General features: G+C 73.6%; 22 protein-coding genes. 16 read left to right on the top strand and 6 right to left on the bottom strand.

Annotated elements, in window-relative coordinates:
* The first annotated feature begins 5 nt into the window (after positions 1 to 5).
* Genes E4622_RS19900 through E4622_RS19885 form a run of 4 tightly spaced genes read left to right on the top strand, consistent with a single transcriptional unit; the run spans position 6 to position 3151 of the window.
* Positions 6 to 962 carry a metal ABC transporter substrate-binding protein gene (locus tag E4622_RS19900; RefSeq protein WP_134741957.1) on the top strand — a complete coding sequence of 319 codons (957 nt, stop codon included), beginning with the start codon at positions 6 to 8 and terminating at the stop codon, positions 960 to 962.
* Positions 959 to 1753, top strand: coding sequence for an ATP-binding cassette domain-containing protein (locus E4622_RS19895; protein WP_134741955.1), 795 nt, complete (start codon positions 959 to 961; stop codon positions 1751 to 1753). The genes E4622_RS19900 and E4622_RS19895 overlap by 4 nt, the downstream gene beginning before the upstream one ends.
* A complete protein-coding gene (locus E4622_RS19890; RefSeq protein WP_209022024.1) occupies positions 1753 to 2760 on the top strand; it encodes a metal ABC transporter permease in 1008 nt (335 codons plus the stop codon). The genes E4622_RS19895 and E4622_RS19890 overlap by 1 nt, the downstream gene beginning before the upstream one ends.
* Positions 2747 to 3151 carry a Fur family transcriptional regulator gene (locus E4622_RS19885; RefSeq protein WP_134741953.1) on the top strand — a complete coding sequence of 135 codons (405 nt, stop codon included), beginning with the start codon at positions 2747 to 2749 and terminating at the stop codon, positions 3149 to 3151. The genes E4622_RS19890 and E4622_RS19885 overlap by 14 nt, the downstream gene beginning before the upstream one ends.
* Here the strand turns inward: E4622_RS19885 and E4622_RS19880 are convergent.
* Positions 3148 to 4782: an ATP-binding protein gene (locus tag E4622_RS19880; protein ID WP_167736165.1), complete on the bottom strand. Its 1635-nt coding sequence runs from the start codon at positions 4780 to 4782 to the stop codon at positions 3148 to 3150. The two genes, E4622_RS19885 and E4622_RS19880, sit on opposite strands and share 4 nt — an antisense overlap.
* 119 nt (positions 4783 to 4901) lie before the next feature.
* Here E4622_RS19880 and E4622_RS22930 point away from each other — a divergent pair, with 119 nt between their 5' ends.
* Complete coding sequence (locus tag E4622_RS22930) at positions 4902 to 5042, top strand: hypothetical protein (RefSeq protein WP_167736164.1); 141 nt, start codon at positions 4902 to 4904, stop codon at positions 5040 to 5042.
* Between the two features lie 73 nt (positions 5043 to 5115).
* Here the strand turns inward: E4622_RS22930 and E4622_RS19875 are convergent, their stop codons facing one another.
* Genes E4622_RS19875 through E4622_RS19865 form a run of 3 tightly spaced genes read right to left on the bottom strand, consistent with a single transcriptional unit; the run spans position 5116 to position 7510 of the window.
* The gene (locus E4622_RS19875) at positions 5116 to 5898 is read right to left on the bottom strand and encodes an isoprenyl transferase (RefSeq protein WP_134741949.1); all 783 of its coding nucleotides are present in this window, start codon (positions 5896 to 5898) and stop codon (positions 5116 to 5118) included.
* A 9-nt stretch (positions 5899 to 5907) separates the two neighbouring features.
* Entirely contained in the window at positions 5908 to 6636 is a 729-nt protein-coding gene (recO, locus tag E4622_RS19870) for a DNA repair protein RecO (protein WP_134741947.1), read from the bottom strand.
* 16 nt (positions 6637 to 6652) lie between these two features.
* A complete protein-coding gene (locus E4622_RS19865; protein ID WP_245156120.1) occupies positions 6653 to 7510 on the bottom strand; it encodes an alpha/beta hydrolase in 858 nt (285 codons plus the stop codon).
* Between the two features lie 48 nt (positions 7511 to 7558).
* Here E4622_RS19865 and E4622_RS19860 point away from each other — a divergent pair, with 48 nt between their 5' ends.
* A complete protein-coding gene (locus tag E4622_RS19860; RefSeq protein WP_134741945.1) occupies positions 7559 to 7738 on the top strand; it encodes a hypothetical protein in 180 nt (59 codons plus the stop codon).
* A 19-nt stretch (positions 7739 to 7757) separates the two neighbouring features.
* On the opposite strand, the gene E4622_RS19855 is transcribed toward E4622_RS19860, so the two are convergent.
* Both E4622_RS19855 and E4622_RS19850 read right to left on the bottom strand, forming a co-directional pair.
* Complete coding sequence (locus E4622_RS19855; RefSeq protein WP_245156119.1) at positions 7758 to 7973, bottom strand: CDGSH iron-sulfur domain-containing protein; 216 nt, start codon at positions 7971 to 7973, stop codon at positions 7758 to 7760.
* Positions 7970 to 8932, bottom strand: a complete 963-nt coding sequence (locus E4622_RS19850; RefSeq protein WP_134741943.1) for an iron-containing redox enzyme family protein — start codon at positions 8930 to 8932, stop codon at positions 7970 to 7972. The genes E4622_RS19855 and E4622_RS19850 overlap by 4 nt, the downstream gene beginning before the upstream one ends.
* Positions 8933 to 9116: 184 nt before the next feature.
* Here E4622_RS19850 and E4622_RS19845 point away from each other — a divergent pair, with 184 nt between their 5' ends.
* The 10 genes from E4622_RS19845 (at position 9117) to E4622_RS19800 (ending at position 19253) form a co-directional block, all read left to right on the top strand.
* Positions 9117 to 9962, top strand: coding sequence for a sigma-70 family RNA polymerase sigma factor (locus E4622_RS19845; protein WP_134741941.1), 846 nt, complete (start codon positions 9117 to 9119; stop codon positions 9960 to 9962).
* A 39-nt stretch (positions 9963 to 10001) separates the two neighbouring features.
* Complete coding sequence (locus E4622_RS19840) at positions 10002 to 10610, top strand: NAD(P)H-dependent oxidoreductase (RefSeq protein WP_134741939.1); 609 nt, start codon at positions 10002 to 10004, stop codon at positions 10608 to 10610.
* The gene (locus E4622_RS19835; protein WP_134741937.1) at positions 10607 to 11563 is read left to right on the top strand and encodes a TIGR03557 family F420-dependent LLM class oxidoreductase; all 957 of its coding nucleotides are present in this window, start codon (positions 10607 to 10609) and stop codon (positions 11561 to 11563) included. The genes E4622_RS19840 and E4622_RS19835 overlap by 4 nt, the downstream gene beginning before the upstream one ends.
* Positions 11560 to 12012, top strand: coding sequence for an SRPBCC domain-containing protein (locus tag E4622_RS19830; RefSeq protein WP_134741935.1), 453 nt, complete (start codon positions 11560 to 11562; stop codon positions 12010 to 12012). Before E4622_RS19835 ends, E4622_RS19830 begins: the two co-directional genes overlap by 4 nt.
* The gene (locus E4622_RS19825) at positions 12009 to 13604 is read left to right on the top strand and encodes an NAD(P)/FAD-dependent oxidoreductase (RefSeq protein ID WP_134741933.1); all 1596 of its coding nucleotides are present in this window, start codon (positions 12009 to 12011) and stop codon (positions 13602 to 13604) included. Before E4622_RS19830 ends, E4622_RS19825 begins: the two co-directional genes overlap by 4 nt.
* Before the next feature lie 46 nt (positions 13605 to 13650).
* A complete protein-coding gene (locus E4622_RS19820) occupies positions 13651 to 15135 on the top strand; it encodes an FAD-dependent oxidoreductase (protein ID WP_134741931.1) in 1485 nt (494 codons plus the stop codon).
* A gap of 101 nt (positions 15136 to 15236) precedes the next feature.
* Positions 15237 to 16343 (top strand): glycosyltransferase, encoded by a 1107-nt coding sequence (locus E4622_RS19815; protein WP_134741929.1) that lies wholly within the window; start codon positions 15237 to 15239, stop codon positions 16341 to 16343.
* Positions 16340 to 17419, top strand: coding sequence for a glycosyltransferase (locus E4622_RS19810; protein ID WP_134741927.1), 1080 nt, complete (start codon positions 16340 to 16342; stop codon positions 17417 to 17419). The genes E4622_RS19815 and E4622_RS19810 overlap by 4 nt, the downstream gene beginning before the upstream one ends.
* Positions 17416 to 18420, top strand: coding sequence for a glycosyltransferase (locus E4622_RS19805; RefSeq protein ID WP_134741925.1), 1005 nt, complete (start codon positions 17416 to 17418; stop codon positions 18418 to 18420). The genes E4622_RS19810 and E4622_RS19805 overlap by 4 nt, the downstream gene beginning before the upstream one ends.
* Positions 18417 to 19253, top strand: coding sequence for a galactosyltransferase-related protein (locus E4622_RS19800; RefSeq protein ID WP_134741923.1), 837 nt, complete (start codon positions 18417 to 18419; stop codon positions 19251 to 19253). The genes E4622_RS19805 and E4622_RS19800 overlap by 4 nt, the downstream gene beginning before the upstream one ends.
* Positions 19254 to 19269: the final 16 nt, after the last annotated feature.

Genomic DNA, 19269 nt, shown 5'->3' with positions numbered 1-19269 from the left:
TTCTCATGAACACGCCTCACCGCCGCACCCTCCGCTCGTCCGCGCTCCTGGCCGCCGGCGCCCTCGCGCTCAGCGGCTGCGGCGCCCTCAGCGACGACACCGCCAGCGTCGACGACGGCATCCAGGTGGTGGCCGCCTTCTACCCTCTCCAGTACGTCGCCGAGCGGGTCGCCGGTGACCGGGTCGACGTCGAGAACCTCACCCAGCCCGGGGGCGAGCCGCACGACCTCGAGCTGACGCCGCGGGAGACCGGAGCGATCGTGGACGCGGACCTGGTGGTGTTCGAGACCGGCTTCCAGCCGACCGTCGACGACTCGGTGGAGGCCAACGCGACCGGCGAGGTGCTCGACGTGGCCGACGTCGTGGACCTGCAGAAGGTCGAGGAGCACGAGGACGAGCACGCCGACGAGGGCGAGCACGAGGAGGAGGGCCACGACCACGGCGACGTCGACCCCCACTTCTGGCAGGACCCGCTCCGGATGGCCGACCTCGGCGACGCGGTGGCGGAGCGGCTGGGCGAGGTCGACCCCGACCACGCGGACGACTACACCGCCAACGCCGCGGACCTGCGCACCGACCTCGAGGCGCTCGACGCGTCCTACGAGTCGACGCTGCAGACCTGCGAGCGGAGCACGGTGGTGGTCAGCCACGACGCGTTCAGCTACCTGACGAAGTACGGTCTCGACATGGAGCCGATCAACGGACTCTCCCCCGAGGCCGAGCCCACCCCCGCCGACCGGGCCCGGCTGGAGGACCTCATCCGCGAGGACGGCATCACCACGGTCTTCTCCGAGCGGCTGGCCACCAAGCGCCTGGCCAACGCCGTGGCGGAGGACGCCGGGGTCACGACCGCGGTGCTGGACCCGATCGAGGGGCTCAGCGACGAGACGTCCGACGACGACTACCTCACGCTGATGGCCGCCAACCTGCAGGCGCTGGTGAAGGCCAACGGGTGTCGGTGACACCGCTGCACCTCACTGACGGGGCGGTCGCGATCGGCGGCCGCCCGGTCCTGCGCGGCATCGACCTCCGGGTCGAGTCGGGCGAGTTCGTCGCGCTCATGGGCGCCAACGGCTCGGGCAAGACCACCCTCGTGCGCGCGCTGACGGGCCTGCGCCCGCTCACCTCCGGCACCGTGGAGCTCTTCGGCACCGACCTGCGCCACTTCCACGACTGGCAGCGCGTCGGCTACGTCCCGCAGCGCCTCGGCGCGGCCACCGGCGTGCCGGCCTCGGTGTGGGAGGTCGTGGCGTCGGGCCGGCTCACCCGGCGTCGGCTGCTCCGCCCGCTCTCGCGCGCCGACCGCTCGGCCATCCAGGACGCGCTCGAGGTGGTCGACCTCGCCGACCGGGGCCGCGACGGCGTCTCCCAGCTCTCCGGGGGCCAGCAGCAGCGGGTGCTCATCGCGCGAGCGCTGGCCGGCGAGCCGGAGCTGCTCTTCCTCGACGAGCCGACCGCCGGCGTCGACCTGCCCAACCAGCTCGCGCTGACCGCCGCGCTCGGTGAACTCGCGTCCCGAGGGGCCACCATCGTGCTCGTCGCCCACGAGCTGGGCCCGCTCGCCGGCCTCGTCGGGCGGGCCGTGGTCATGCGCGACGGCCGCGTCGCCTACGACGGCGCCCCGCTGGCCGACCACCAGGTCCACGACCCGCGCTTCGCCGAGACCCACCTGCACCACCACCACACCGACGGGCACGCCTTGCGCCACGACCACTCGCCCCACGTCGCCAGCCCACTGGAGGGAGGTCGCTGATGCTCGACATCTTCTCCTACCCCTTCATGCAGCGTGCGCTGCTCGCCGCCTTCTTCACGGGGCTGGCGGCGCCCGCCGTGGGCACCTACATCGTCCAGCGCCGACTGGCCCTCCTCGGCGACGGGATCGGCCACGTCGCCGTGACCGGCGTCGCGCTCGGGCTCCTGACCGGCATCGCGCCCACCTGGACGGCGGTCACCGTCGCGGTGCTCGGCGCGGTCCTGATCGAGATCATCCGCGAGCGCGGCCACACCAACGGCGACGTCGCGCTGGCGCTCCTCTTCTACGGCGGACTGGCCGGCGGCGTGCTGCTGACGGGCCTCGGCGGGCAGAGCGCCGCCCGGCTGCAGGAGTACCTCTTCGGGTCCATCACCACGATCTCCGTCGGCGACGTCTGGGTCACCATGGCGTTCGCCGCCGTGGTCATCCTGATCGGGGTGGGGTTGGCGCCCCAGCTCTTCGCCGTCGCCCAGGACGAGGAGTTCGCCCGGGTCGCCGGACTCAACGTGCGCGCCTACAACCTCCTGGTCGCCGTGCTCGCCGCCGTCAGCGTGACCATCGCGATGCGCACGGTGGGGCTGCTGCTGGTCTCCGCCCTCATGGTCGTCCCGGTCGCGACGTCGCAGCAGCTGACCCGCTCGTTCCGTACGACGCTGGGCGCGGCCATGGTGCTGGGCATGGTCGCCTCCGTGGGCGGGCTGTCCCTCTCCGCCCTGGCCCCGGCCGGGACCCGCGTGGCGCCCGGGTCCACGATCGTCCTGCTCTCGCTCGCGGGCTTCGTGGTGACCTGGCCGCTGGGCGCGTGGCTGCGCCGCCGCCAGCTCCAGCGGGCGCCGTTCCCGGCGCTGCCACCGGACGAGACCGCCACCCCGCACGACGCCGCCCAGCACGACCACGACCACGGCCCGGCGTGTGGCCACGCCGCGATCCCCCACGGCGACCACGTGGACTACGTCCACGACGGCCACCGGCACGCACCTCACGAGCAGCACTATGACGAGCACTGATCCCGCCCGCTCGGCGCTGCGACCCACGCGCCAGCGGCTCGCGGTCGCCGAGGCGATGGCGTCCTTCGACGACTTCCGCTCCGCCCAGGACATCCACGAGCTGCTGGCGCGCCGCGGCGAGCCCGTGGGCCTGGCCACCGTCTACCGCACCCTCCAGCGCATGGTCGAGGCCGGCGAGGTCGACCTGCTGCGCACCGAGGACGGGGAGGCCAGCTACCGCCGGTGCTCCGACACCCACCACCACCACCTCGTCTGCCGCGACTGCGGCGCGACGGTCGAGGTCGAGGGCCCCGGCGTGGAGCGCTGGACGCGCGCCATCGCCGAGGAGCACGGCTACGCCCAGGTGAGCCACACGCTGGAGATCTTCGGGACCTGCGCCGCCTGCCGCTAGTCCCCTGAGCCCGGAACCTCAGCGCCCACAGGCTCCCCGGCCGCCTTGCCGGGCAGCGGGAGCCGCACCCGGAACGTGCTCCCGCGGCCGACCTCGCTCTCCACGTCGATCCGGCCCGCGTGGCCCTCCACGATGCTGCGGGTGATGTTGAGCCCGAGCCCGACGCCCTGGATCGACTGCTCCTCGGCGTGGCGGGCCCGGAAGAAGCGGGTGAAGAGGCGGTCCCGGTCGGCCGCGTCGATGCCCACGCCCGTGTCGCGGACGGTGATCTCGACGCGGTTGGCGTCGATCCCGAGCTCCACGGCCACCTCCCCGCCCCGTGGCGTGTACTTGATGGCGTTGGACACCAGGTTGTCGACGGCCTGCGCGATCCGCTGGGCGTCCACCTTGAGCACCAGCCGCTCCGGGGTGCGCACCTCCAGGCGTACGTCGTTCTCGCGCGCAGCGGGCTCGGCCGCCTGGACCGCCTGGCGCACGACCTCGGCGAGGTCGGTCTCCCGCCGCTGGAGGTCCAGCGCGTCCTCCTCGGCCCGGCTGGTGTGCAGCAGGTCGCCCACCAGGCGTTGCAGCCGCTCGGTGTTGCGCACCACGACCGCGAGCTGGGAGCGGACCTCGGCCGGCAGGTCGTCGCGCTCCAGGAGCAGCTGCGTGTAGCCGTGGATCGACGTGAGCGGGGTCCGCAGCTCGTGGGAGACCGAGCTGACGAACTCGTCCTTGACCGACAGCGCCCGCATGAAGTCCGTGACGTCCTTGTAGGCGAGCGCCGCGCCGTCGAACCTCCCGCCGCTGTCGCGCACGACCCGCGCCGACACCGACAGGGCACGGCGGGTCAGGGGGTCGTCGCCCACCCAGATCCGCACGTCGTCGAACTCCTCGCCCCGCGCCGCGAGCGCGGTGGGCATGTCCGTCGTCGTGACCTCGCTCGTGCCGTCCGCGCTGTAGACGAGCCCGAGCTGCCCGGCGCGGCCGGCGTGGCCCTCGGGGTAGGCGAGGCCCATGAAGTCCCCGTGTCGACGGTTCACCGCCTGGTAGACGCCCTCGTCGTCGAGCAGGACCAGCCCGACGTCGACGCTGTCGACGATCGCCGCCGACACCCGGCGCTGGCGCTCGAGGCGGCTGACCGCGGACGCGATGGCCAGCGACGCCGCGATGGCCACCAGCACGGAGAGCAGGATGCGCGAGACGTTGGGCCCGTCCCAACCGAAGTAGGCCAGGCTCGGCACGGCCACGAAGAGCGTCGTGCCCAGGGACGTCGTGATCACGCCGCGCCGCCCGTGGTAGCGACCGAGGTAGAGGCCCGGCAGCACCATCAGGACGGCGCTGCCGCCGCCCACGGGGTCCAAACGGAACACCCCGATGATCGCCAGGTCGCAGAGCGCGAGGACGACCGGCGCCCAGGCCGGCAGTCGTCGCCACGGCAGCGCGAGGGCCGCCACCGTCACGACGACGAGCAGCCCGGCGCCCGCTCGCGGCCACGGACCGCTCTCGGCGGGCCCGGAGAACCGCAGGACGAGGTCCAGCGCGAAGAGCGCGGTGCAGAGCGACTGGGCCACCCCCGGCCGCGCGAAGACGTCGGGAGCCGGCGCCGTCGTCAGGTCGCCGTGCCCCCCAGCGCTCTCCCCCACCGCCATGCACGACTCCGTCCACTCGTCTGGGAGCAGCCTGGCAGAGAGTGCGAGGGGCAGGCCAGCAGGAGGCGCGACGGGTGCGCAGCGGTCTAGCATGGTCGCACCGACCCCGGAGGTGCTCGATGACCGACAACCGCTTCGCGAGCCTGCCCGAGCCCGTGCGGCTCGAGGACACCCTCACCTCCCACGACGTCGCCGACCACCCCGACGAGAGCGGCGAGCTCAACGAGGTGGCCTGGGTGCTCCGCCACGGCGCCGGCTGAGCGCTCGGCTCACGCGGTTGGCTCCTCCTCGTGCCGGCTGACCTTGCTGTCGCTGCGTCACGGCTGCGAGTGACTACGGCGTGAAGTTGGGCTGCGCGCCGCCGTAGCGCCGGTCGCGCCCGGCGTAGACCTCGATCGCCTGCCACAGGGCGCGGCGGTCGACGTCGGGCCAGAGGACGTCGGTGAAGACCAGCTCGCTGTAGGCGGCCTGCCAGAGCATGAAGTTGGACAGGCGCTGCTCCCCCGACGTGCGCCACACCAGGTCGGCGTCGGACTGCTCGGGCACGTAGAGGTAGCGCGCGAACGTCCGCTCGTCGACCTTGTCCGCCTTGAGCCGGCCGGCCGCGACGTCCTGCGCGATGCGCCGGGCGGTGTCGGCGAGCTCGGCGCGGCCGCCGTAGTTGACGCACATCGTCAGCGTCAGGACGTCGTTGTCCTTCGTGAGCTCCTCGGCGACCTGCAGCTCGCGGATCACCGACTTCCACAGCCGCGGCGCCCGCCCGGCCCAACGCACCCGGACGCCGAGCTCGTGCATCTCGTCGCGACGGCGCCGGATGACGTCGCGGTTGAAGCCCATGAGGAACTTGACCTCGTCGGGCGAGCGGGACCAGTTCTCGGTCGAGAAGGCGTAGGCCGAGACCGCCTTCACGCCGATCTCGATGGCGCCCTCGACCACGTCGAAGAGCGAGCTCTCCCCCTGCTCGTGACCCCTGGTGCGCGGCAGCCCCCGCTCCTTGGCCCACCGGCCGTTGCCGTCCATGACGATCGCGACGTGCTTCGGGACCAGGTCCTTCGGGATCGCCGGCGGCCGCGCGCCCGAGGGGTGCGGAGTGGGCTGGCGGACGGCTCGCTTCACGGGGGGACGCTATCGCTCGACGTGCTCCAGCGAGCGCAGGCCTCGTTCGAGGTGCCAGTGCAGGAACGCCGACACCAGGCCGCTCGCCTCGCGCAGCTGGCGCGGGTCGGCCGCCTCGACGACCGGCCAGTCGCCGGTCAGCAGGGCGCTCATCGTGGCGATCACCAGCGGCGAGGGGCTGGCCGAACCCGGCAGCCGGCAGGTCGTGCAGAGCATGCCGCCCATCGACGGGTTGAACCAGCGGTGCGGCCCCTCGAGCCCGCAGTGGGCGCAGGCGTCGAACGACGGCGCGTAGCCCGCGACCGCCAGCGAGCGCAGGAGGTAGGAGTCCAGGATCTGCCCGGGCCGGTGGGCACCGGCCGCCATCGCGCGCAGGCCGCCGACCAGCAGGAGGAACTGCTGCAGCGAGGGCTGCTTCTCCTCCGAGACCAGCCGCTCGGCGGTCTCGAGCATCGCGGTGCCGGCCGTGTAGCGCTCGTAGTCGGCGCCGAGCGCGGAGGAGAACGCCGACATGGTCTCGGCCTGGGTGATCGTGTCGAGGTTGCGGCCCTCGGCCAGCTGGAGGTCCACGTGGGTGAACGGCTCGAGCCGGGACCCGAAGCGCGAGCTGGTCCGGCGCACGCCCTTGGCGACGGCGCGGACCCGGCCGTTGCTGCGGGTCAGCAGGGTGATGATGCGGTCGGCCTCCCCCAGCTTGTGGGTGCGGAGCACGATCGCCTCGTCGCGGTAGAGAGGCACGGGACCAGTGTGCCCCTCAGGTGGCGGCGCGGCGGCTGCGACGCGGCGTCTTCCAGCACCGGAGTGCGAAGTCGGTGGCCTCACCGTCCAGGCGCTCGGGGTGGCGGCGCCACTCCAGGATGCTGCGAGCCCGCACGAAGGTGGCGTGCGGCAGCTCGTCGGCGAGCATCGCGGCGTCGGCCGCGGGGTGGATCGGGTCGGCGGGGTGGCCGACGACCAGGGCGGGCGCGGCGATCGCCCGCCGCTGCTGGGAGGAGGGGGCGATCCGGCCGAAGAAGAGCCCGTGCACCAGCGCGGCCACGGAGTCGGCGCGCTGGTCGAGCGTGTCCAGCGCGATGCCGGCCCAGAACGGCACGATCCCCCGCGGCACCGGACGGGTCAGGCGGCGCACCGCCCCGATGGTGAGCGGCAGGAACCGCGCCGAGAACAGGATCGGGCCGAACGCCAGGATCCCCGCCTCGAGCGCGTTGTCGAGCACCGGCATCTCGCAGATCAGGCCGCGGACCCGCTCGGGCGCCATGACCGCCACCTCCAGGGACACGTTGGCGCCCAGCGAGGTGCCGCCGACGACCGCCTGGGGGGCACCGAGGTGGTCGAGCAGGGCCACGACCTGCTCGGCGAAGGCCGTCATCGAGTAGACCAGGGGGTCCGCCGGGCGGTCGGACCGTCCGTGGCCGAGCAGGTCGAGGGTGACGACGTGCAGTCCCTGCGACGCGAGCGCCCGGGCGAGCGGCTGCTGCATGCGCCGCGGCATCAGCTGGGCGTGCAGCAGCACCACCCAGGCGTCGCCGGCGCCGTACTCGGTGTACTCCAGTCGGTCGCGGCCGTGGTCGCCGTCCAGGAAGAGCTGACCGATACGTTCGGAGACGAGCATGGGCGCAATCTAAGGCATGTGCGGGCCCGGGCACGGGTACCGCCGAGCATGAGTCCCCGTAGCGAAGACCGACCGATCGACCTGGGCGGCGTCCCCGCCGAGGAGGGCATCAACCCCGCCGACGCCGAGGAGCGCCTCGAGGTCGACCCCGAGGAGCAGGTCAACCGCGCCGAGCGGCGCGGCGAGGACGACCTCGACCTGATCCCCGGCAGGACCGACGACGACTGAGCCGTCAGACCGGCACCCCTCAGGACGGGGTCAGCTTCTCCGGGAGCAGCTTGTGAGTCCCGTCGCACCACGGCTTGCGTGCCGACTTGTCGCAGCGACACAGCGCCGTGACCCGGCGGGTGGTCTCGTGCAGCTGCCCCGAGGAGTCCTCGATGACGTGCTTGCCGCGCAGCAGCATCGGGCCGCCCGGGCACAGCACGACGTCCGGGTGCTCGTAGGTCGGGACGTCGCTCACGACGCCACCCCCCAGCGCTCGAGCAGGAGCTCCGCGAGCCGGTCCTCGAGGTCCAGGCACGTGTAGGCGCCGAAGTAGACGTCGTCGGTCACCTCGGGCTCGACCGCGACGAGCTCGCCGCAGATCGCACGCACGGCCAGCTGCTCGTGCACCGCGTCGGCCTCGACGTGCTCGTCGTAGTAGGCCGACATCTCCGGTGCCATGCCGAGCCGTTGCAGGCCCTGCGACAGCTGACGCGACGGCAGCGAGCTGGTCGCCTCGAACGCCGCCAGGTGGCCGAGCGCGGCGCCGCGGAGCCGACGGTGCAGGCCCATCAGCGACATCGTGTTGTTCTGCTCGAGGATCTCCAGCGGCACGTCGTCGAGGTAGGCGCCGTACTCGGTGCGGAGGCCGACGGCCTCCAGCCCGCGTGCGAACAGGTGCGCGTGCACGCGGTTGGGGTCGCCCGAGCCGTACTCGTCGTACTGGAGCTCCATGAGTGCCGCCTTCGACGCGGTCGGCAGCCGCGGTACGACCCACGCGGTGGGGTCGGACTCCTTGAGGTGGTAGACCGACTTCATCCGCAGCAGGTCGAGCACCTGCTGCTCGTCGGCGTCGGTCTGCACGAAGCGCGCGAGCGAGCGGCCGTCGTGGGCGGCGATGAACGCGAACAGGTCCTCGCCGAAGTCGTCGTGGCGCTCGTGGTCGCTGCGGTAGGCCTCCCAGCGCGCGCGCAGCCGGCCCTCCAGCTCGATCTCCAGCCTGCGCCGCACGGCCAGCAGGTCGGGGTCCCACTCGGCGGTCTCGTCGACCTCGTCGAAGCCGCGGTAGGCGAGCTCGTAGAGCGCCCACAGCGTCACGGCGGCGTCCTCGGGACCGTCGGCCTCCGGGTGCGTCCGGGCCACCGGCTCGGCGGGGATCGCCCGGATCGACTCGAACACCGCGGCGCTCAGGGGGCCGCGCGGCTTCGGAAGCATCATGCCTCTGAGGTACCCGCGGCTCGGATTCATCAATCCGGGTGAACTCTGCGAAACCGCCACCCCTCGGGGTGATTCTGTGCTTGAGGACGCGCCAGCACCCCTTGGGGTGTGAGGGTCCCGCAAACACCGCCCCTAGCGTCGAAACCGGATGAGGAGCTGCCTCATCTCGGGATGGAGGCGCTTGATGACTACCGCACTCAGAGGCCCTCGAGGGCCACGACGCCTCGACGGAGACCGGGGCCTGACCCGCGCCGAGCGGAGCGAGCGGACCGCCGCGCTGCTCGCCGACGCCGCCGCGTCCGCCGACCCCGTGCAGAGCCGCGCGATCCTCGACGAGGTCATCGTGATCAACCGCGGCGTCGCCGAGTCCGTGGCCTCGCGCTACTACGACCGAGGCATCGACCGCGACGACCTGCGGCAGGTCGCCTACGAGGGTCTGACCAAGGCCGTGTTCCGCTTCGACCCCGCCACCCGCAACGACCTGCTGACCTTCGCCGTCCCCACCATCCGCGGCGAGCTGCTGCGCTACTTCCGCGACCGCGGCTGGACGGTGCGCCCGCCACGCCGGATCCAGGAGCTCCAGTGGCGTGTCAACCAGGCCATCGAGGCGCTGGAGGGCGAGCTCGGCCGCAGTCCGTCGACCCCCGAGATCACCGAGCGGCTCGGCATCGGCGAGGACGACTACCGCGAGGCGCTCGAGGCCTTCGGCGCCTTCCAGCCGTCCTCGCTCGACCAGCCTGTCGCCGCCGACTCCTCCACGAGCGTCGGCGACCTGTTGCCGGGCGCCGACCGCGAGGCGGCGGCCAGCGAGGCGCGCATGACGCTGGCGCCCGTCGTACGCCGGCTGTCCGAGCGGGACCGCCGGGTGCTGCACCTTCGCTTCTTCGACGACCTCACGCAGGAGGAGATCGGCCGCGACCTGGGCGTGACCCAGATGCAGGTCTCGCGCCTGCTCAGCCGGATCCTCGGCACGCTGCGCAGCGAGATCGGCGACGACCTGGAGCCGTTCAGCCACCGCGCCAGCGCCTGACACCCGCATAGGGCCCCCGCGCGTGGGCACCGGCGAGGCATGACCGACCTGAGAGCGCTCGTCCTGTCCTGCACGCTGAAGCCCTCCCCCGCCGAGTCGAGCGCGACCCTGCTCGGCACCCAGGTGCTCCACGCCCTGTCCTCGCACGGAGTGACCGGCGAGGTCGTGCGTGTCGTCGACCACCAGGTGAGTTTCGGGGTCACCACCGACGAGGGCAGCGGGGACGCGTGGCCCGTCCTGCGTCGCAAGATGCTGGACGCGGACATCCTCGTCATCGCCACCCCCATCTGGATGGGTCAGCCCGCGTCGGTCTGCAAGATGGTGCTCGAGCGCCTCGACGCCGAGATCAGCGAGACCGACGACCAGGGCCGGATGCTGACGTTCGGCAAGGTCGCGATCGTCGCGGTCGTCGGCAACGAGGACGGGGCGCACCACACGGTGGCCGAGGTGCTCCAGGCGCTCAACGACACCGGGTTCAGCATCCCCGCCAACGCCGGCACCTACTGGGTCGGCGAGGCCATGCAGGCCACGGACTACCAGGACCTGGACGAGACGCCGGAGAAGACCGCGTCCACCACGAAGACCGCCGCAGCGAACGCCGCCCACCTGGCCCGGTTGCTCAAGAACGAGGAGTACCCCGCGACATGAAGATCGGCTACTTCCTCTCCTGCGAGGAGTACACCCCCGCCGAGCTGGTCGAGCAGGCTGTCGCCGCCGAGCGCGCCGGCTTCGAGGCCCTGTGGATCAGCGACCACTTCCACCCCTGGAACGACGAGCAGGGCCAGAGCCCGTTCGTCTGGAGCGTCATCGGCGCCATCTCCCAGGCCACCTCGCTGCCGGTCACCACGGCGGTGACCTGTCCTACCGTCCGCATCCACCCCGCCGTGATCGCGCAGGCCGCGGCCACGGCGTCGGTGATGCTCGAGGGGCGGTTCGTGCTCGGGGTCGGCACCGGTGAGGCGCTCAACGAGCACGTGCTCGGCGACACCTGGCCGTCGTACGACGTGCGCATGGAGATGCTCGAGGAGGCGGTGGCGCTGATCCGGCGGCTGTGGGAGGGCGACTTCGTCACCTCGCGCGGCCGGCACTACGAGGTCAGCAACGCCCGCATCTACACCCGTCCCGACAGTCCGCCACCGATCTACGTGAGCGGCTTCGGGCCCAAGGCGGTGGAGGATCTCTCGCGCTTCGCGGACGGGTTCATGTCGACCAACCCGGACGCCGAGATGGTGTCCCGGTTCAAGGACGCCACCGGCGGGAAGCCCGCCCAGGCCGGCTGCAAGGTGGCCTGGGCCGACACCCGTGAGGAGGGCGTCGACATCGCCTACCGGCTGTGGCCCAACGCCGGCCTGCCGGGAGAGCTCTCCCAGGTCCTGCCCTCGGTGCGCCACTTCGAGCAGGCCTCGACCCTGGTGACGCGGGACGCGATCGCCGAGAGCTCTGTGGCTGGTCCCGACCTGGACGAGCACCTGGCGCAGCTGCACGAGTACCGCGACGCCGGGTTCGACGAGGTCTACGTCGCCACCATGGGGCCGCACTACCGCGAGATGATCGAGGCCTACGGCCGCGACGTACTGCCCACGATGAGGAGCGACCGATGAGCAGCACCGAACGAGTGATGAAGGCGACGCCCGAGCAGGTCTGGGAGGTCCTGAGCGACGGCTGGCTCTACCCCCTCTGGGTGGTGGGGGCCTCGCGGATACGTGACGTCGACGAGACCTGGCCGGAGGTCGGCTCCGAGCTGCACCACTCGGTGGGTGTCTGGCCGGCGCTGATCGACGACTCCACGCAGGTCGAGGAGTGCCGCCCGCTGCGCATGATCAAGCTGCGCGCCCGGGCCTGGCCCACGGGCGAGGCGAGGGTGGTGATCCGCCTGGAGCCGGTCGGCGCCGAGACCCGCGTCGTGATCGAGGAGAACGCCGTCAACGGACCCGCGGTGCTGATGCCCAAGGTGGTGCAGGACCCGCTGCTGGGCTGGCGCAACGTCGAGACGCTGCGCCGGCTGGCCTACGTCGTCGAGCGCCGGGTGGCGGGAGCCGTGGGTTCGTGACCCACCACGACGCGATCGTCGTCGGAGCCGGCCCCAACGGGCTGGTCGCCGCCAACCGGCTCGCCGACGCGGGCTGGTCGGTCCTCGTGCTCGAGGCCCAGTCCGAGGTCGGAGGCGCGGTGCGCAGCGACCGCGAGCTCGACCCCGACTTCGTGCAGGACACGTTCAGCGCGTTCTACCCGCTCGCCGCGGCCTCGCAGGGCATCGCCTCGTTCGGTCTCGAGGAGCACGGCCTCACCTGGCGGCACGCACCCGCCGTCCTGGGGCACCCGATGCCCGACGGGCAGTGGGCGATGCTGCACCGCGACCGCGAGGTCACGGCCCGGCTCATGGAGGAGCAGCACCCCGGCGACGGGCGGGCCTGGCTCGACCTCTGCGAGGTGTGGGACGTCATCGGCGAGCAGCTCGTGACGGCCCTGATCTCCCCCTTCCCGCCCGTGCGCGCCGGGGTGGGCGTGCTCGCCCGGCTCCGCAAGGCCGGCGGGCTCGACTTCGTCAAGACCCTGCTCACCCCCGCCACCGAGATGGGACGACGGGGCTTCGGCGGTCCCTCGGCAGGGCTCCTGCTCGCGGGCAACGCCGGCCACTCCGACCTGCCCCTCGACGCGATGGGCTCGGGGGTCTTCGGCCTGCTGATGACCATGCTCGGCCAGACCGTCGGCTTCCCCGTGCCCGAGGGCGGCGCCGGGATGCTGGCCACGTCGCTGCGGCGCCGGCTGGAGTCGCGCGGCGGCGAGGTCGTGTGCGACGCCGAGGTCCGGGAGGTCCTGGTCGAGGGCGGGCGGGCGATCGGCGTCGTCACCGCCGACGGCCACCGCCACGAGGCGCGACGGGCGGTCGTGGCCGACGTCATCGCCTCCCACCTGTTCGGCGGCCTGGTCGCCGACGAGCACGTGCCCGCCAAGGTCCGTCGCGGCATGAGGGACTTCCAGCTCGACCCAGGCACCGTCAAGGTGGACTGGGCGCTCGACGCCCCGGTGCCGTGGGCCAGCGCGCCGGCGTACGCGCCCGGGACCTTCCACGTCGCCGACTCCGTGGAGCAGATGACCGAGGCGCTCGGCCAGGTGGCCGCCGGGGTCATCCCCGCGGCGCCGTTCATGCTGGCCGGCCAGATGACGACCTCGGACCCCACCCGGTCGCCGGCCGGCACCGAATCCCTGTGGGCATACACCCACGTGCCCCAGCCGGAGCGCACCGTGCGCGACGGCGGCGAGGAGGTGCGCGGCGTCTGGGACGAGTCGGACCGCGAGCGCTTCGCCGACCGGATGCAGGCGCGGATCGAGCGGCTGGCGCCGGGGTTCGGCTCCACCATCCGCGCCCGGCGGGTGCTCGGACCGCGCGAGATGGAGCAGCGCGACGCCAACCTGGTCGGCGGCGCCATCAACGGCGGCACCTCCCAGGTGCACCAGGAGCTCTTCCTGCGCCCGGTGCCGGGCATGCTGGGGCGACCGGAGACCGGCATCGCCGGGCTCTACCTCGGCTCCGCCTCCGCCCACCCCGGCGGCGGCGTCCACGGCGCTCCCGGCATGAACGCCGCCCGCGCGGCCCTCTTCCACTCCCGCGTCGGCCGGGTCGACCCCCGCCGCCGCTGAGCCTGGCCGCGCTGCATCATTCGGTCCGCTGCGGGGACCGGGAGGCATGGCACTCGTCTCCCTCTGGCAGGACCGGCACCCGCAGCGCGTCGTCGAGCAGGAGCCGGTCGAAGGGCACGCCGACGTCGTCGTGGTCGGGGCCGGGATCACCGGCCTCACCACGGCTCTGCTCCTCGGTCGCGCGGGGCGGTCGGTCACGGTGCTCGAGGCCGAGCACGTCGGCTACGGCACCACCGGACGGTCGACCGCCAAGGTGAGCCTGCTCCAGGGCACCCAGCTGTCGCAGATCGCGAGGAAGCACTCCGGAGACGTGGTGCGCGACTACGTGGTCGCCAACTCCGAGGCACAGGCCTGGGTGGCCCGCTTCTGCGACGACCACGGGGTCGGGGTGCAGCGCCGGCCCGCCGTCACCTACGCCAACAGCGAGCGCGGGCGCACCGCCGCGCGGCGCGAGCTCACGCTGGCCAGGCGCGCGGGCCTGGACGCCACGTGGCAGGACGAGCTGGACCTCCCCTTCCCCACCGCCGGCGGCGTCCGGCTCGACGACCAGCTCCAGCTCGACCCGATGGAGCTGCTCGAGGCACTCGCCGAGCAGGCGGTGGCCCACGGCGTGCGCATCGTCGAGGGCAGCCGGGTGCTCCAGGTGCGCTCCGACGACCGGGTCACCGTGGAGACCGAGCACGGCACCATGACCGCCGACCGCCTCGTGGTGGCGACCAACATGCCGATCCTCGACCGAGGCGGGTTCTTCGCCAGGGCGCATCCCGCGCGGTCCTACGGCATTGCCTTCGCCTCCGACACCCAGCCCGTGGACGCGATGTACCTCTCGGCCGACGCCCCCTCGCGCTCGCTGCGCGACGTCCCCACCGAGGACGGCCACCTCCTGCTCGTCGGCGGGGCCGGTCACGTCACCGGACGCGGGGCCCCGGAGTCCACCCGTCTCGACACGCTGCGTCGCTGGACCGCGGAGCACTACCCCGGCCTCCGCGAGACGCACGCGTGGTCGGCGCAGGACTACGTCCCCGCCCACGCCCTGCCCTACGTCGGGCCGCTCGTGCCGCACCAGGACCGGCTCTACGTCGCCGGCGGCTACTCCAAGTGGGGCATGACCAACGGCGTCGCGGCGGCGCTGGCCCTCGCCGGCGAGATCCTGGGCGGTCACATGGAATGGGCCCGCGTCATGCACACGTGGAGCCGGCACGAGCTCAGCGGCGCGCTCGACCACCTGCGGTTCAACGGCGAGGTGGGCTTCGAGATGGCCAGGGGCTGGCTGCGGCCGCTCCGCCCGGCGGCCGGCGCGCCCGCCGAGGGCACCGGACGCGTGCGCTTCGACCGCCCCGGCGTCCCCACCGCGGAGGCCACGCTCGACGGGGTGACCACTCAGGTCTCGGCGGTCTGCACGCACCTGGGCGGCATCGTGCGCTTCAACGACGCCGAGCGCAGCTGGGACTGCCCGCTGCACGGCTCGCGCTTCGACGCCGACGGCGAGGTGATCGAGGGTCCGGCGGTCTGCGGGCTGCGCCGCCACTGATCCTGCACCGATGGGGCCCTCACCCCTCCGGGTTCACCCGAACAGGCGCTTCTCACCCCTAAGTGCGGACTGCCTGTGCTCTTGCGGGGGTACCGAGCCGCATGACGACGCTCCACCGCGACGAACGTCGCCCGCGACTCGACGAGCCGGTCGTGGCCTCGGTGCCCGGCAGCCACGTCTACGTGCGCCACCTGGCCCTCGAGAGCGGCCGCGCTCCCGTGCGCCTGCCCGATCCCGACCCGAGCAGCCCGGAGCGCTCCACCACCGAGACGTGGTGGCCGCCGGTGATGCTGGAGCCGGAGTGGGCCGCCACCGCGGAGTTCGACGTCTTCCACCTCCAGTTCGGCTTCGACGCGTGCTCCGTGGAGCGCCTCCACGAGCTGACGGCCACGCTGCGCCGACGTGGCAAGCCGTTCGTCTACACGGTCCACGACCTGCGCAACCCCCATCACGCCGACCGGGAGACCCACGACCGTCAGCTCGACGTGCTGGTCCCGGCCGCGGACGCGCTCGTGACCCTGACCCCGGGCGCCGCCGAGGAGATCCGGCGACGCTGGGGCCGCACGGCCACGGTGCTGCCGCACCCGCACGTCGTCGACTTCCAGACCATGGCCCGCGCGCTCGACAGCCGGGCGCGTCGGCGCACCGGTGCCTTCCGCGTCGGGCTGCACGTCAAGAGCCTGCGCGCCAGCATGGACCCGCTGCGCCTGCTGCCCACGCTGGTCGAGACCGTGCAGGGCCTGCCGGGCGGGGTGCTGCAGGTCAACGCCCACCACGACGTCTTCGACCCCGACGGGCTGCGCCACGACGCGGACCTGGCGGCGTACCTGCGGGTCAACGCCGACGCCGGCCTGATCGACCTGCGCGTGCACGACTTCTTCAGCGACGAGGACCTGTGGGGCTACCTCGGCTCCCTCGACGTCTCGGTCCTCCCCTACCGCTTCGGGACGCACTCGGGGTGGCTCGAGGCGTGCCGCGACCTCGGGACGACCGTGGTGGCACCGACGTGCGGCTACTTCTCCGAGCAGGGCCCGGTCCTGCCCTACACCCACGACGAGACGACCTACGACGCCGCCTCGCTCGCCGCGGCCCTGGTCACCGCCCACGCCGAGCGGCCGCAGCTCGGAACCACCATCGACGAGCGGCGCCGCCAGCGCCGCGACGTCTCCGCCGCCCACGACGAGCTCTACCGGTCCCTGCTGCGATGACCGGCCCGCTGCGGATCTGCCTGATCGCCTCCAGCAGGTTCCCCATCCGCGAGCCGTTCGCCGGCGGGCTGGAAGCGCTGACGTTCCACCTCGCCCGGCGGCTCGTGGGGCGCGGGCACGACGTGTCGATCTTCGCCGCGCCGGGCTCGGAGCCCGGGCTCCCCGTGACCGAGCTGCCGCTCGAGGCGTTCGTCGCCAGCGAGGCCGCCCGGTCGGACGTCGGGGCGACGCCCGCGCAGTGGCTCGCCGAGCACCACGCCTACCTCAGCCTGATGCTCGACCTCCAGGTCGACGGCGCCGACCGCTTCGACGTCGTGCACAACAACAGCCTGCACCACCTGCCGATCGCGATGGCCTGGTCGCTGCCCCTCCCGACGGTCACGACGCTGCACACGCCGCCGGTGCCGTGGCTGGAGTCCGCGGTGAAGCTCGACGCCGGCCGCGGCGCGTTCACCGCGGTCAGCGCCTTCACCTCGCGCTCGTGGGCGCACGCCACGGCGAGCACCCCGATCCACAACGGCGTCGACACCGACCAGTGGGCGGCCGGTCCCGGAGGGGGCGCCGCCGTCTGGTCGGGGCGGCTGGTCGCGGAGAAGGCCCCCCACCTCGCCATCGACGCGGCCCGGGCCGCCGGGATCCCGCTGGTGCTGGCCGGAGCGGCCCACGACCCGTCGTACTTCGAGGCGCAGATCCGCCCCCGGCTCGGCCCCGAGGTGGAGTACGCCGGCCACCTCACGCAGCAGGAGCTCGTCGCGCTCCTCGGCGCGGCCTCGGTGGCCGTCGTGACCCCCGCCTGGGACGAGCCCTACGGGCTGGTGGCGGCCGAGGCCATGTCGTGCGGGACGCCAGTGGCCGCCTTCGCCCGCGGCGCGCTGCCGGAGATTGTCGGACCTACCGCCGGCCGCCTCGCCGTGCCCGGAGACGTGGCGGACCTCGGCCGGGCCATCGCCGAGGCGGCCCGGCTCGACCGCACGGCCGTGCGACAGGCCGCGCTGTCGGCGTTCACCCTGGACCGGATGGTCGAGGACTACGAGCACGTCTACTCCGGGCTCGTCGCCGAGGGCATCGCCGCGTGATCGGCTACTACGTCCACCACCACGGCCACGGCCACCGGCACCGGGCCCTCGCGCTGGCGCAAGCGCTGGGACGACCGGTGGTGGGCCTCTCCTCGGCCCCGGCGCCCCGGGGCTGGCCCGGCGACTGGGTGCTGCTCCCCCGCGACGACGAGGGCGGTCCCCCGCGCGATGCGACCGCCCAGGGGCGGCTGCACTGGGTCCCGGTCGGCGACGAGGGCCTGGCGCAGCGCGCGGCGGTCGTCTCGCAGTGGATCGCCGACGCGGCGCCGGCCGCGATGGTCGTCGACGTCTCGGTGGAGATGACGCTGCTGGCCCGGCTGCACGGCGTCCGCGTCGTCGGTGTCGTCCAGCCGGGGCGGCGCAGCGACGGACCCCACCTGCTCGGCTTCGACGTGAGCGACGCCCTCGTCGGTCTGTGGCCGTCCTCCAGCGGCGACATGCTGCCTGGCGTCCCCGAGCGCGTCCGCGAGCGGGTCGTCCCGCTCGGGGCCCTCTCGCGGCACCCCGTGGCCCCCGAGCGCCCCCGGGCGCCCGGTCCCCCGCGCGTCACCTTCCTCGCCGGCTCCGGCGGGCCCGGGCTGCCCGAGGCGCTCCTCGCCTCGACGCGGCGGCAGACCCCCGACTGGGAGTGGACCGTGCTGGGCGGCGCGGGCACCCGCACCTGGAGCGAGGACCCGCGCCGCGCCATCGAGGACGCCGATGTGGTGGTGACGCACGCCGGGCAGAACGCCCTCGCCGAGGTCGCGGCCGCCCGCCGCCCCGCCGTCGTCGTGCCCGAGGACCGACCCTTCGACGAGCAGCTCACCACCGGCGCCGTCCTGGCCGAGGGCTGGCCGGCCGTCGTCCTGCCGCGGCTGCCACGGGACGGCTGGCCGGCGCTGCTCGATCGCGCGCGCTCGCTGGACGGGCGCGGCTGGGGGCGCTGGTGCGACGGCCGCGCCGCCGAGCGGTTCGCCGGCGTCGTCGAGGACGTCGCCTCGGGCCAGCGGGTCGGCTCGTGAGCGGGACGGCCGTCGTCACGATCGTCCACGGTCGGCGAGAGCACCTCGCGCTCCAGCGCCGGTCGCTGGCCCGTCAGACCGCCCCTCCGGCGCACGTCGTCGTCGCCATGGACGACCCCGACCTGGAGGTGCCGGACGCCACCGTGGTGCACCTGCCCCGTCTCCCGATGGGCCTCCCGCTGGCGGCCGCGCGCAACGCCGGAGCCCGGGCGGCACTGGCCGACGGTGCCGACGTCCTGGTCTTCCTCGACGTCGACTGCGTCGCCGAACCCGGGCTCGTGGCGGCGTACGACGAGGTCGTGCGGCAACAGCCGGGCACGGTCTGGTCCGGCCCCGTCACCTACCTCGACCCGCCGCCACCCGGCGGCTACGACCTCGACGCGCTCGCGGCCCTCGACTCCCCCCACCCGGCGCGGCCGGCGCCGCGACGCGGTGAGCTGCTGCACGACGCCGACCCGAACCTGTTCTGGTCGCTGTCGTTCGCCTGCGGCGCCGACGCCTGGCGCAGGTCCGGCGGCTTCTGCGAGGACTACGTCGGCTACGGCGGCGAGGACACCGACTTCGGGCGGACCCTGGTGGCGCGCGGCCTCGACCTCGGCTGGACCGGCTCGGCCCGCGCCCACCACCAGTGGCACCCGGTCTCGAGCCCGCCCGTCGAGCACGTCGACGACATCGTGCGCAACGCCGCGCTGTTCCACCGGCGCTGGGGCGAGTGGCCGATGCTCGGCTGGCTGGACGAGCTCGAGCGGAGGGGCCTCGTCGCCCACCGGGACGGGGCGTGGGAGGCCCTCACCACCGCTGACCCGTCACCAACTCACGCCCACGCCCGCTGACCCGCCCGACAGTCTC

Origin of the sequence: Nocardioides sp. 503, from assembly GCF_004522095.1 — a bacterium.
Classification (GTDB): Bacteria; Actinomycetota; Actinomycetes; order Propionibacteriales; family Nocardioidaceae; genus Nocardioides.
Note: the sequence above shows the minus strand (reverse complement) of the source record. Positions and strands in the feature narration are given on the sequence as shown.